General features: G+C 49.7%; 14 protein-coding genes and 1 riboswitch. Of the genes, 13 read left to right on the top strand and 1 reads right to left on the bottom strand.

Going from position 1 to position 13,055, the window contains the following annotated elements:
* The first annotated feature begins 149 nt into the window (after positions 1–149).
* The 5 genes from AC5V8P_RS16930 (at position 150) to purB (ending at position 4,559) form a co-directional block, all read left to right on the top strand.
* Positions 150–413, top strand: coding sequence for a DUF1294 domain-containing protein (locus AC5V8P_RS16930; RefSeq protein WP_063209713.1), 264 nt, complete (start codon positions 150–152; stop codon positions 411–413).
* Between the two features lie 153 nt (positions 414–566).
* The gene (locus AC5V8P_RS16925; RefSeq protein WP_063209715.1) at positions 567–1,001 is read left to right on the top strand and encodes a universal stress protein; all 435 of its coding nucleotides are present in this window, start codon (positions 567–569) and stop codon (positions 999–1,001) included.
* 349 nt (positions 1,002–1,350) lie between these two features.
* Positions 1,351–1,452, top strand: a riboswitch (purine riboswitch).
* A 148-nt stretch (positions 1,453–1,600) separates the two neighbouring features.
* Positions 1,601–2,086: a 5-(carboxyamino)imidazole ribonucleotide mutase gene (gene purE, locus AC5V8P_RS16920; RefSeq protein ID WP_064795883.1), complete on the top strand. Its 486-nt coding sequence runs from the start codon at positions 1,601–1,603 to the stop codon at positions 2,084–2,086.
* Positions 2,083–3,258, top strand: a complete 1,176-nt coding sequence (purK, locus tag AC5V8P_RS16915) for a 5-(carboxyamino)imidazole ribonucleotide synthase (protein ID WP_064795799.1) — start codon at positions 2,083–2,085, stop codon at positions 3,256–3,258. The genes purE and purK overlap by 4 nt, the downstream gene beginning before the upstream one ends.
* Before the next feature lie 2 nt (positions 3,259–3,260).
* Complete coding sequence (purB, locus tag AC5V8P_RS16910; RefSeq protein ID WP_064795800.1) at positions 3,261–4,559, top strand: adenylosuccinate lyase; 1,299 nt, start codon at positions 3,261–3,263, stop codon at positions 4,557–4,559.
* Here purB and AC5V8P_RS16905 read toward each other — a convergent pair.
* Complete coding sequence (locus tag AC5V8P_RS16905; RefSeq protein ID WP_155762515.1) at positions 4,534–4,992, bottom strand: hypothetical protein; 459 nt, start codon at positions 4,990–4,992, stop codon at positions 4,534–4,536. The genes purB and AC5V8P_RS16905 overlap by 26 nt on opposite strands.
* Positions 4,993–5,195: 203 nt before the next feature.
* Between AC5V8P_RS16905 and AC5V8P_RS16900 the strand changes: the two genes are divergently transcribed.
* The 8 genes from AC5V8P_RS16900 to purN form a co-directional block, all read left to right on the top strand.
* Positions 5,196–6,077 carry a phosphoribosylaminoimidazolesuccinocarboxamide synthase gene (locus tag AC5V8P_RS16900; protein WP_064795801.1) on the top strand — a complete coding sequence of 294 codons (882 nt, stop codon included), beginning with the start codon at positions 5,196–5,198 and terminating at the stop codon, positions 6,075–6,077.
* A 58-nt stretch (positions 6,078–6,135) separates the two neighbouring features.
* The gene (gene purS / locus AC5V8P_RS16895) at positions 6,136–6,381 is read left to right on the top strand and encodes a phosphoribosylformylglycinamidine synthase subunit PurS (protein WP_064795802.1); all 246 of its coding nucleotides are present in this window, start codon (positions 6,136–6,138) and stop codon (positions 6,379–6,381) included.
* A gap of 4 nt (positions 6,382–6,385) precedes the next feature.
* A complete protein-coding gene (gene purQ, locus AC5V8P_RS16890) occupies positions 6,386–7,075 on the top strand; it encodes a phosphoribosylformylglycinamidine synthase subunit PurQ (RefSeq protein ID WP_063209725.1) in 690 nt (229 codons plus the stop codon).
* Positions 7,053–9,296, top strand: coding sequence for a phosphoribosylformylglycinamidine synthase subunit PurL (gene purL, locus AC5V8P_RS16885; RefSeq protein WP_064795803.1), 2,244 nt, complete (start codon positions 7,053–7,055; stop codon positions 9,294–9,296). The genes purQ and purL overlap by 23 nt, the downstream gene beginning before the upstream one ends.
* Entirely contained in the window at positions 9,281–10,762 is a 1,482-nt protein-coding gene (gene purF, locus AC5V8P_RS16880; protein ID WP_064795804.1) for an amidophosphoribosyltransferase, read from the top strand. The genes purL and purF overlap by 16 nt, the downstream gene beginning before the upstream one ends.
* Positions 10,763–10,788: 26 nt before the next feature.
* The gene (locus AC5V8P_RS16875; protein ID WP_155762516.1) at positions 10,789–10,956 is read left to right on the top strand and encodes a hypothetical protein; all 168 of its coding nucleotides are present in this window, start codon (positions 10,789–10,791) and stop codon (positions 10,954–10,956) included.
* Positions 10,957–11,404: 448 nt separating this feature from the next.
* On the top strand, positions 11,405–12,445 hold the full coding sequence (gene purM / locus AC5V8P_RS16870; RefSeq protein WP_064795805.1) for a phosphoribosylformylglycinamidine cyclo-ligase: 1,041 nt from the start codon (positions 11,405–11,407) through the stop codon (positions 12,443–12,445).
* Positions 12,445–13,055: phosphoribosylglycinamide formyltransferase (gene purN / locus AC5V8P_RS16865; protein WP_064795806.1), on the top strand; the 611-nt coding region annotated here is incomplete at its 3' end. The genes purM and purN, both read left to right, overlap by 1 nt.

Below are 13,055 nucleotides of genomic sequence, written 5' to 3'. Positions count from 1 at the left end.
TTACTACCCCGTTACTATTTCCGCAAAAACGTTTTCCCAATCAGAGAAGGCGTTGTTTCTATAAAAGGGGTAAGGTTATAATGAAGGAGAGAGTCCTATATCAGTCCTAATACCTGAAACGGGTACGGTGTGCAAAAGGAGGAGAGACATTGCAGACAGGCTTGTTGGTATGGCTGCTGTTCATCAATGCAGTAGGCTATCTGGTAATGTCGGAGGATAAAAAGAGAGCACGTAAACACCGTGATCGTGTACCTGAACGGACATTATTTTTGCTGGCCCTGATCGGCGGGGCATTGGGTGTACTCATTGCGATGTACCGTAAACGCCATAAAACACGTCATATGAGCTTTAAATTAGGTATTCCTGCGTTGCTATTCATTAACGCATTGCTCTATGGATATTTTTTACGGTAAGGCTGGAGTTTAGCTTCTCACAGGTAAGTTTAATGAGGATTGAGAAGACTATTTTCTCTCGGCTATCACAGGGTGTAATGAAGTGAACAACCACAGGAATACATAATTCTCGTTTTTTGCTTTAACAAACTGAATTCGGAAGAGGTGCGTATTATGCTATTTTCAAAAGTGTTGCTTGCTTATGACGGTTCGGATGCATCCAACAAAGCCTTATTGAAGGCGGCTGAATTGGTAAAGGCATCACCCTCCTCGCAGCTTGAGGTCGTAACAGCATTCGATTTCCCACGGATTTTTATGGGCGAAGGTTTGGCTCCAATTCCAGCTTCGGTGAATAAAGAATATTATGATTTGGCTGAGCAAACTACGGATGAGGTTAAAAAGCGGCTTGCTGAGCAAGGTGTAGATGCCAAGGTGGAGCTGATTCAAGGTTCGCCAGCCGAAGTCATTTTGGACTATGCCAATGAGAATGGCTTCGATGTAATTGTGATCGGCAGTCGCGGTTTGGGTGGTATTCGTGAATTTGTATTGGGTAGCGTAAGTCACAACGTGGTGCAGCATGCGCGCATCCCTGTGCTGGTTGTAAAATAACGGAGTAAAAAAGTAAAAGTCGGATCACTACCTGTACAGGTAGTGCCGGCTTTTTATTTTTGTGAGTCAGATGTATTACAGGCTGTTATCAGTGTAGGCAGAGAGATAGCTAAATGTAATACAATAGTCCTGAGGTGTGCATATTAAGGGTCATGTTTTTGTTAAACACGAACATTTAATTGCATCATTATAACAATGTTCGTTTTCAAGTTGACATAGGGTGTAGGGAATTGTTAAACTATGAAGTGTATTGTCGATAAAAAATGAACTTTAGGTACAATTTAATTAGGTACACATGTTGGAGCAGAAACCCATCACGATGATGCTGGAAAAGTATATCGTTTGGTATGGAGTAAGCACAATCCTAACTCGTATAATGCCGGGGATATGGCCCGGAAGTTTCTACCTGGAAACCTTAAATTTCCGGACTACGGGAGACATACGGCTGAAGCCGCATTGGATGCGGTGGAACAGGCTTGCTTTTGGCATGCCTTTAAGAGGCTCTGTCGTTTGTTTTTTCGTAGTCCGGTGTCTTGAAAATAACGTTATTTTCGAGTGCCGGATTTTTGGCGCTTATTGATAAACAGGGAGTGAAGGACATGTCAGTGCAGGTCGCTGTCATTATGGGCAGCACATCAGACTGGGACACCATGCAACATGCATGTGCTGTGCTGGACGAGCTTGAAATCGGATATGAGAAAAAAGTAGTTTCAGCCCATCGTACACCGGATTTAATGTTTCGTTTTGCAGAGGAGGCCGCTGGACGCGGACTAAAGGTCATTATCGCTGGAGCGGGTGGGGCTGCGCATCTGCCGGGTATGGTGGCTGCAAAGACATCCTTGCCAGTGATTGGTGTGCCTGTCCAGTCGAAGGCTCTGAATGGTCTGGACTCCCTGCTCTCCATTGTGCAGATGCCGGGTGGTATTCCAGTTGCCACTGTGGCAATCGGTAAGGCAGGCTCTACCAACGCAGGGCTGCTGGCCGCACAAATCTTAGGTGCCTTTGACGAAAAGATAAGTCAGCGGGTTTTGGCAAGACGCGAGCGTATCCGTGACGAGGTACTGGAAGGCAGTGACTCGCTATGAATGAAGCAAGTGAACTCACAGGCCGTATCCGCCCTCCTGGTACAGTAGTTGGGATTTTGGGAGGCGGGCAATTAGGAAGAATGCTTGTACTGGCAGGAACAAACCTAGGCTATCGCTTCGTAACGCTGGACCCTACACCAGATAGTCCGTGTGGACAGGTATCCGAACAAATCCGTGCTGCCTACGATGATGAGCGCGCGGCCAGAGAGTTGGCTGGACGGTGTGATGTGATCACGTATGAGTTTGAAAATGTGGATGCGGGTGTAGCCGAGCTTTTGGAACAGGAATCGAGTGTACCGCAGGGCAGCAGCCTTTTGTACACGACACAACATCGTCTGCGGGAAAAACGTTCTATTGAAGCAGCTGGTGTTCCTGTCGCTCCATATCGCGAAATCAGCAGTTCTGCTGATATGGTTCGAGCGGTAGCTGAACTGGGTGTTCCGTGTGTGCTCAAAACAGCAGTCGGCGGTTATGATGGCAAGGGCCAAGTGGTCATTCGCCAAACAGAGCAGGCCAAGGATGCCTACGAACAACTGGCTGGAGGCGGTGTGGAACTGGTGTTGGAACAGTTCATCCGTTTTCGCTGTGAGATCTCAGTGATTGTAGCTCGCAGTACGAACGGTGAAGCCAAAGCCTTTCCACCTGCAGAGAACATTCACGTAAACAACATTTTGCACACGTCGATTGTACCCGCGCGTGTACCTGAACCTGTCCAGGAGGAAGCACGCAAATTGGCGCTAGCTGTGGCGGAGTCATTGGGTGCGGTAGGACTGCTCGCTGTGGAGATGTTTGTCACCGAAGAAGGACAATTATACGTTAATGAGTTGGCACCACGACCCCATAACTCCGGTCACTACACGATGGAGGGATGCGCGACATCGCAATTTGAGCAGCATATACGTGCGATTTGCGGTTTGCCACTGGGCAACACGAAGCTGCTGACTCCGGTTGTGATGGTCAATGTACTGGGTGAGCATTTGGAGGACGTGATTCGGCGTTTCGGACAATCAGACGCTGAGGCTGAAAGATTGAATGTTGTTCCGAAGCTGCATTTGTATGGAAAAAGTGAAGCCAAGCCAGGCCGAAAGATGGGACATATTAATCTATTGTGCCAGGATACGGAACAAGCGCTGGAATGGATTGATCAAACCAATATTTGGGGGAATAAATAGTTATGATCGAACGCTATAGCAGACCGGAAATGAGAGCGATTTGGACGGAAGAAAATAAATTTAAGGCTTGGCTGGAAGTAGAACTGTGTGCCTGTGAAGCATGGGCAGAATTAGGGGTTATCCCGAAAGAAGATACCGTGGCTCTACGCAAAAATGCAAGTTTTGACATTGAACGGATCTATGAAATTGAGCAGGAGACAAGACATGATGTTATTGCTTTTACCCGCACGGTGTCCGAAAGTCTTGGCGACGAGCGCAAATGGGTACATTACGGTCTAACCTCCACAGACGTGGTTGATACGGCATTGGGCTATCTGCTAAAGCAGGCGAATGAAATTCTGGAACGGGATATTCTGAATTTTATTGAAATTTTGAAGGAAAAGGCATTGGCTTACAAGCACACACCGATGATGGGACGTACACATGGAGTGCATGCTGAGCCAACCACATTCGGACTGAAAATGGCCCTGTGGTACGAAGAAATGAAGCGGAATCTGGAACGTTTCCGCCATGCTGCCGATCAGGTACAATACGGAAAAATGTCTGGTGCAGTCGGAACATACGCCAACATCGATCCTGCTGTGGAAGAATTCGTATGCCGCAAGCTCGGCACCAAGCCTGCTCCGATTTCTACACAAACGCTCCAGCGTGATCGTCATGCTGAATATATGGCCACGTTGGCATTGATCGCCACATCGTTGGACAAGTTTGCTACAGAAGTCCGTGCACTGCAAAAGAGTGAATTCCGTGAGGTGGAAGAAGCCTTCGCCAAAGGTCAAAAAGGATCTTCTGCAATGCCGCATAAACGCAATCCGATCGGAAGTGAAAACATCTCCGGTCTGGCACGTGTGATTCGCGGGCATATGGTATCGGCGTATGAGAATGTAACGCTGTGGCATGAGCGCGACATTTCGCATTCTTCTGTAGAACGTATCATTCTGCCAGATGCAACGATGCTGTTGAACTACATGCTGAACCGTTTTGGCAATATCGTGAAAAATCTGACGGTCTTCCCTGAAAATATGAAGCGCAATATGGCGCGTACGTATGGTGTACCATTCTCTGGCCGTATTATGACGAAGCTGATCGATAAGGGCTTCAGCCGTGAAAAAGCGTACGATACTGTGCAGCCGCGTGCTATGCAGGCATGGGAAGAGCAACGCCAGTTCCGCGAAATTGTCGAGGCGACTCCGGAAATTACCGCCGTGCTCAGTCCAGATGAAATCGAGGATGCGTTCAACCCGGCTTGGCATTTGAAGAACGTGGATACGATCTTTAAAAAGCTGGGATTAGGGGAGTAAGAGGGAAGGTTGGGGCTTGGAGCGGATCAGGAGCGTGATGAGACTGCTGCGCGTACGGATCATTCTTCCGCTTGCTGTTGCCCCTGGATTCCTGGATTGGACAACCTGTAAAGGTTGGAATCCAGGGGGCAAAGGCAAGCGCTAACGCTTCTCCAGAACGATTCCGTCCGCTCCGCTGCTTCCAGCACCAACCTTCATGTGAGAGCAGAACTAGGGGAGGTGCGGCACATAAGATGCCGCACCTCCCCAAGACCGATAGAAAAGCCGTGTTCCACTGCTTTTCCATCGCAAGACAATGTTCCTGAAAGGACTGCCGAATTTGCGCAGCAAACAGCCCGCAGTCCTTCCAGGAACGCGCAAGGCTCAAGAAGCGAAGCCTTGAGCCACCCGTTCGCACCAACGTAAAAGCGTTGCTGGATGAGGCTTGTGCCAACAACCTTCATCCAGCGGAACGCGCTTGCCAGCACTACAGCTCCAACAACTCGTCATCCCTTGCTCACCAGCCAACCCTTGCGGGAGTCCCGAGGGCAGCAGCCCTGGGGGTCCTCCCTGAGGGGAGGATTTAGGAGGGGGAAGGTTGATTTGGGAGGGGCAAAGGTTCAAAGAGCAAACTCTTTCAAGAGGAGGAAGTTGTAAATGTCATTGTCTACCGCCGAAGGTCTGATTCATGCGCCGCTCTTGTACAAAGGCAAAGTGCGTGAGTTGTATGATCTCGGAGAACATTTTCTGATTGTCGTGACGGACCGGATTTCGGCTTTTGATTATGTGTTGGAGCCGCCCGTACCGGAAAAAGGAAATGTATTGAACAAGCTCAGTGCTTTCTGGTTTGAACAGACGAAAGACCTGCTGGAGAACCATGTCGTGCATACCGATGTAGATAAGCTCGGACATGTCATCGACGAACAGCATAAAGAGCTGCTAAAGGACCGGATCATGGTCACGCTAAAGGCTGAACGCATCGACATCGAGTGTGTGGTGCGTGGATATATTACCGGAGGCGGCTGGCGTCAGTATGAGCAGACCGGTGAGGTGAACGGTATTCCATTGCCCAAGGGGCTACGTAAGAATGAACGTTTTCCCAAGCCTTTATTTACACCGGCTGCCAAAAACGATGTCGGTCACGATGAGGACATTTCCCTTCACCAAATGAAAGAGCTGGTCGGGGCCCAGCTAACCGGTGAGCTTGAGGAAAAAAGCTTGGCATTGTACGAATTTGCGCGTGCTTTCTGCGAAAAGCGGGGAATCATTTTAGCGGATTGCAAGTTTGAGTTTGGTCTTGTTGATGGCAAGGTGATTTTGATTGACGAAATTTTCACCCCGGACTCATCTCGTTTCTGGGCACAGGAGAAGTATGAGCTGGATGTGGAGATTGACAGCATGGACAAGGAGCCGGTGCGAAGCTATTTGGCATCTTCCGGTTGGGACAAGAATAGCAAGCCTGCTCCATTGCCTGCTGAGGTCGTAGAAGAAACAACTGCAAGATATACGGATATTTGGCGGCGTCTGACGGCACAGTAAATAGTAATCATAATTCAACCAATAGGATTCACTCATTCGGAGGAGGAACTGAAGGAACATGATGAAAGCAACGGTCTATGTCACGATTAAGCAAAGCGTTTTGGACCCGCAAGGGGTTGCGGTGCAGGGCGCACTGCATTCTATGGGTTTCGGAGAAGTGGAAGGCGTCAGAATTGGTAAGTATATGGAACTGAATCTGGATACAACAGACCGCGAGAGTGCAGAGAAACGCATCATCGAGATGTGTGAAAAGCTGTTGGCCAACACGGTCATTGAAGACTACCGCTACGAACTGGAGGGCTGATTCCATGAAATTTGCAGTTCTGGTTTTTCCGGGCTCCAACTGTGATATTGACTGCTATAAGGCGATAGAGGACACGGTCGGTGAACCTGTCGATTATGTGTGGCATACTGCAACGGATCTGTCACCTTACGATTGTATTCTTGTTCCGGGAGGCTTCTCCTACGGGGATTATCTGCGCTGCGGTGCGATTTCCCGGTTTGCCCCGGTGATGAAGGAAGTAGCCAAGGCGGCTGCCGAAGGCAAATATATTTTGGGGATTTGCAACGGTTTTCAAATTTTGACCGAAGCCGGGCTATTGCCAGGAGCTTTGCGCCGTAATATGTCGATGAAATTCCTATGCCGGGATACGGTGTTGCAGGTTGCGAATAACCAAACGCCTTTTACAAGAGACTATGCTGCTGGTGAAGAGATCATTATTCCGATCGCACATGGTGAAGGTAACTATTACTGTGATGATGAGACGCTGGCTCGTTTGCAGGCGAACAATCAGATCGTATTTACGTATAAAGATAATCCCAACGGTTCCGTGACCGATATTGCAGGGATTTGTAATGAACAAGGTAACGTGCTTGGCATGATGCCCCACCCGGAACGTGCGGTGAACGCATTGCTTGGCACGGATGACGGCAAACGTATGTTTACATCTATTTTGAATGCTTGGAGGGATCGTCATGGCGCAGCAAGTGTCCGCTAAGGAACCGACGGCAGAGCAGGTTGCCGAACATAAACTGTATCAGCAGATGGGTGTGTCGGACAGTGAATATGCGCTGATCTGTGAATTCATGGGGCGTCAGCCGAATTATACGGAGATCGGCGTGTTCAGTGTGATGTGGTCAGAGCATTGTGCTTACAAAAACTCCAAGCCGTTGCTGAGACGTTTCCCGACGAGCGGTCCGCGAGTTCTGATGGGACCCGGTGAAGGAGCAGGGATTGTAGATATTGGAGACAACCAAGCGGTTGTATTTAAAATCGAAAGTCATAACCATCCATCCGCTGTGGAGCCTTTTCAAGGGGCAGCGACTGGGGTAGGCGGCATTATCCGTGATATTTTCTCCATGGGTGCAAGACCTGTTGCGGTGCTGAACTCTTTGCGTTTTGGCAAGCTGGAGAGCGACCGTGTGAAATATCTGTTTGAGCATGTGGTATCCGGTATTGCAGGCTATGGAAACTGTATCGGTATTCCGACCGTAGGCGGCGAAGTTGTATTTGATGAAAGCTATGAGGGTAATCCGCTCGTCAATGCCATGTGTGTTGGACTGATTGACCATGATAAAATCCAGCGCGGTGTGGCAAAAGGGGTCGGCAATCCGGTGTTTTATGTGGGCCCGCCGACAGGTCGTGACGGGATTCACGGAGCAACCTTCGCCTCTGTTGAGCTGACCGAGGAATCCGAAGCGAATCGGACTGCGGTTCAAGTAGGCGATCCATTTATGGAGAAGCTGGTTATGGAATCATGTCTCGAACTGATCGACAGCGGTATTGTACTGGGTATTCAGGATATGGGCGCAGCGGGACTTACCTGCTCCAGTGCCGAAATGGCAAGCAAGGCGGGCAACGGTCTTGAGCTGTATCTGGATCAGGTACCACAACGTGAAGAGGGTATGACCCCTTATGAAATGATGCTGTCCGAATCACAAGAACGGATGCTGTTCGTAGTGGAGCCTAAGGATGAAGCACAGGCGCTTGAAATTTTCGAACGTTGGGGCGTTATTTGTGCCAAGGTCGGCAAGGTAACGGATGATGGACGTTTGCGTTTGTTCCATCACGGTGAAGTGGTGGGTGATATGCCAGTGACGGCGCTGGTAGACGAGTGCCCGATCTATGACAAGCCTTCCGAAGTTCCAGCTTATTATGAGCAAAATGCTGCTGTTGACACATTGCGTTACCCAGAAGTGACCGATTTGAACGGTGCGCTGAAAAAGGTGCTTTCATCGCCAAGTGTAGCCAGCAAGAAATGGGTATACGAGCAGTATGATTACATGGTTCGCACTAGTACGGCTGTTCGTCCGGGCTCAGATGCGGCTGTAGTGACTGTACACGGCACCCGTAAGGGACTTGCGATGACCACGGATTGTAACGGACGTTATGTATATCTGGATCCTGAGGTAGGCGGACGGATTGCAGTCAGCGAAGCCGCACGTAACATTGTATGCTCTGGCGGCGAACCGTTGGCGATTACAGACAATCTCAACTTCGGTAACCCTGAAAAGCCGGATATTTTCTGGCAAATGGAAAAAGCCGTTGACGGTATGGCAGAAGCTTGTCGTGTGCTGGATACTCCTGTCATCGGCGGAAATGTCAGCTTGTACAACGAGAATGCCAAAGGTGCAATTTATCCAACGCCTGTAGTCGGCATGGTCGGTCTGGTACATGATACTGATCATATTACGACACAAGGCTTCAAAGCTGAAGGCGACGTCATTTTCCTGGTGGGAGAGACGAAGGCTGAGCTGGGAGGCAGTGAGTTCCAGGCTGTCGTGCACGGTGTATCCGAAGGACGTCCGCCTGAGCTGGATTTGAATGTAGAGAAAAAACTGCTGACCGCAGTACTGGGAGCGATTCAGGCCGGATTGGTACAATCCGCACATGACCTCGCAGAAGGCGGATTGGCTGTAGCGCTTGCCGAATCTGGAATTAGCGGCGGATTGGGAGCACAGGTCAACGTAGAAACGTCTTTGCGTCCTGACCATGCGTTGTTCAGCGAAAGTCAATCCCGCATTTTGTTATCCGCATCGCCAGATCAAGCGTCTGCGCTGGAGGCACATCTGCGTGGATTGGAAGTGCCAGTTACCGTATTGGGAAAAGTTGAAGGATCACAATTGACAGTTGAGGTGAACGGACAACCCGCTTTGAACGAGGCAGTTGCTAGTTTGAAGCAAATCTGGGAGGATGTCATTCCATGTCTGATGAAATAACAGCACGGACGTTGTGGACTGGAGATTATTATAATGAGGGCTCTGGTAAAGAGGGGCTGTTTGATAAATTAAAAGAGGAATGCGGCGTGTTCGGAGTGTACAGACACTCCGATGCCGCTTCCTTAGCCTACTACGGCTTACATGCGCTTCAGCATCGCGGTGAGGAAAGCGCAGGGATCTGTGTGAGCAGTGGCGACGAATTCCATTATCATCGTGGGATGGGACTTGTCAAAGAAGTATTTAATAAAGATTTGCTGGCTTCGTTGACAGGCGATATTGCCATAGGGCATGTGCGCTACTCGACAAGTGGAGACAGTAAGCTGACGAATGCACAACCTTTGGTGTTCAAGTATCGTGATGGTGATCTGGCGGTAGCGACAAACGGAAATATCGTGAATGCTTTGCAAATCCGGCATGAGCTGGAGCAGGGTGGGTCTATTTTTCAAACGACCAGCGATACCGAAGTAGTAGCTCATTTGATCGCACGGTCGTCCAAGGATTTAGTGGAGGCTGCCAAAGATGCATTAAAACGTATTGTCGGTGGGTTTGCATTCCTTATTATGACCAATGACAAGCTGCTTGTGGCTTCTGATCCCAACGGCTTGCGTCCATTGACGATGGGCAGATTGGGAGATGCATATCTGTTTGCATCCGAATCATGCGCTTTGGAAACGATTGGTGCAGAGCTGTTGCGCGATATCGAGCCAGGTGAGCTGCTCGTTCTGGATAAAAATGGACTGCATGAAGACCGTTATACCGAAGAGAAGCAGCGTAAAGCGCTGTGTGCGATGGAGTATATTTATTTTGCTCGTCCTGATAGTGATTTGAACGGGGCTAATCTTCATGCTGCACGCAAACGGATGGGCAGCCAACTGGCGTTGGAGGCTTTTGTCGATGCTGATTTGGTTACCGGTGTACCGGATTCCAGTATTTCGGCTGCAATTGGTTATGCAGAGCAAACAGGCATCCCTTATGAGCTGGGCATGATTAAAAATAAATATACTGGTCGAACCTTCATTCAACCGAGTCAGGAACTGCGCGAGCAAGGTGTAAAAATGAAGCTGAGCGCTGTACGCCGTGTGGTTGAGGGTAAACGGGTCATTATGATCGACGACTCTATCGTTCGAGGCACCACGTCTCGTCGAATCGTAAATATGCTGCGGGATGCGGGCGCGTTGGAAGTACATGTACGTATTACCTCGCCGCCTTTCAAAAACCCGTGCTTCTACGGTATCGACACACCGGACCGTCGGGAACTGATCGCTTCGTCCAAAACCGTTGAGGAAATTCGCCAAGAGATTAACGCTGACTCGCTTTACTTTATGAGCGCCGAGGGGTTGATTGCCGCGGTAGGCGGAAATAACGAGCAGGATTACAAGGGCGGTTTGTGCCTGGCTTGTTTCGATAACGATTATCCGACTCAGGTAGATTTCAAAGGTGAAGAAAAGTTCGGGTGTAGTTGTTGAGAATAGGGAACAAAAGAGGTATAGAGGTGCATGGGGAGGAATGGAATGACGGTTCTGAGGGGGCCACTCCGCGGGTGGAAGGTTCTTACGATCGCTGTGCTTCTCCAGAATCCTTCCACCCGCTGCGTTCCTCAGGTGTGCATCACTTTACAGCAGTGCCTGTACCTCTTCCGTTCCCACATGGAAGAGGATAGGTAAGGCCGTTAAAAACTCATGGCATAACTATTTCATGCCATGAGTTTTTAACGGGCGGCTGTAAAGCCGTCCTTGAGCCAGCGAAGCGAGGCTCAGGCAGCAGGCAGGGCGAAGCTGCCTGCCTAAGGGGCAAAGAAGTAAGCCGCCCGTTGGCGCTGCTCACTTCTTTGCCCGGCACGTCCCCGCCTTTGCAAAGCAAATAGCCCGGGATGTGCCCTCGCCGCCATTATCAAAGGCGGCCACGCACCAAAGCGTGTCATTGTCATTTGCGGGCTGGCCCGCGAATGACAATGGAAAACACGCGACTCACAGCACGAATCACCACCAAGCAGCACCCAATCCTACGCATCTGACCGACTCTTGAGGGGTCCAGGGGGAGCAACCCCATGGAATCCTCCCTGCTAGGGAGGACTTAGGAGGGTCAATCATTTGAAGGAGTGTTCATGAATGTCCGAAGCATACAAAAACGCAGGGGTAGATATCGCTGCCGGTAATGAAGCAGTAGAACGGATGAAAAAGCACGTCAAACGTACCTTCCGTCCGGAAGTGCTCACGGACTTGGGCGGATTCGGTGCGTTGTTCGGTTTGAATAAAGATAAGTACGAGGAGCCTGTACTCGTTTCCGGTACTGACGGTGTCGGCACGAAGCTGAAGCTTGCCTTCGCAATGGATCGCCATGACACCATCGGTATTGATGCAGTTGCGATGTGCGTAAACGACATTGTCGTCGGGGGCGCGGAGCCGCTCTTTTTTCTCGATTATCTCGCCTGCGACAAGGTTATACCTGAGAAAATCGAAGCGATTGTCGCGGGTATTGCAGAGGGCTGCCATCAATCGGGGTGTGCATTGGTCGGTGGTGAAACTGCAGAAATGCCGGGAATGTACAGCGAGGGTGAATATGATATTGCCGGATTCACAGTCGGCATTGTAGATAAGAGCAAAATCATTAATGGCAGTTCCATTGCTCCTGGAGATACTGTAATCGGACTGGCTTCCAGTGGAGTTCACAGTAATGGCTTTTCCCTGGTTCGCAAGCTGTTATTGGAACAGGAAGGCTATGATTTGCATGATGAAATCGAGGGCTTGAACGGCAGACTGGGCGATGTATTGCTGGAGCCGACGAAAATTTATGTAAAATCTGTGTTGGCATTGCTGGATAAAGTAAAAGTAAAAGGCATGGCGCATATCACTGGTGGCGGTTTTATTGAAAATATCCCTAGAGTGTTACCGGATCACGTTAATGTGGATATACAGTACGGCGCTTGGCCGATTCTGCCAATCTTCCAGCTCATGCAGGAAAAAGGCGAAATCTCCAACAAAGACATGTTCACCACCTTCAATATGGGGATTGGAATGGTGATTGTTGTCGGTGCAGAGCATGCACAGACCGCACTGGAAGTTCTGAAGGAACAGGGTGAAGCTGCGTATGTGATCGGAAAAGTAACGGAAGGCAGCTCTATCGTGACCTTTACGGGAGCCGAGGTATAATGAGCAATTATCGGATTGCTGTTTTTGCATCAGGCGAAGGGACGAACTTTCAGGCTTTGGTGGATGCGGCTGCGCGGGGTGAACTGGGCGGGGCCTCGGTAGAACTGCTCGTCTGTGACAAGCCTGCGGCTCCTGCTGTAGCTAGAGCACAAAAAGCTGGAATTGTCTGTCATACTTTTCGCCCTAAGGAATACCCTACCCGAGAAGACTATGAGCGTGAATTAGTGGCTTTGCTGGAGCAGAAATCGATTGATCTCGTTGTGCTGGCAGGCTACATGCGTTTGTTATCCAGTGTTATGGTTGATGCGTACGCTGGGAAAATCATTAATATTCATCCGTCCCTGCTTCCGGCATTTCCAGGGAAGGATGCTGTTGGACAGGCATTGGCCTATGGGGTGAAGGTAAGTGGAGTCACCGTCCATTTTGTGGACGGGGGGATGGATACTGGTGCGATTATCGCCCAACGTGTCGTGGAGGTTTACGATCATGATACAGCGGAATCCTTATCCGCAGCCATTCAATCCGTGGAGCGCCAGCTATATCCAGAGGTAGTTGGCAGACTGGCCCAAGGGAAAATACAATTGAATGGCCGCAAGGTGAGCTCACTTCT

Source organism: Paenibacillus sp. N119s (assembly GCF_059447605.1).
Note: the sequence above shows the minus strand (reverse complement) of the source record. Positions and strands in the feature narration are given on the sequence as shown.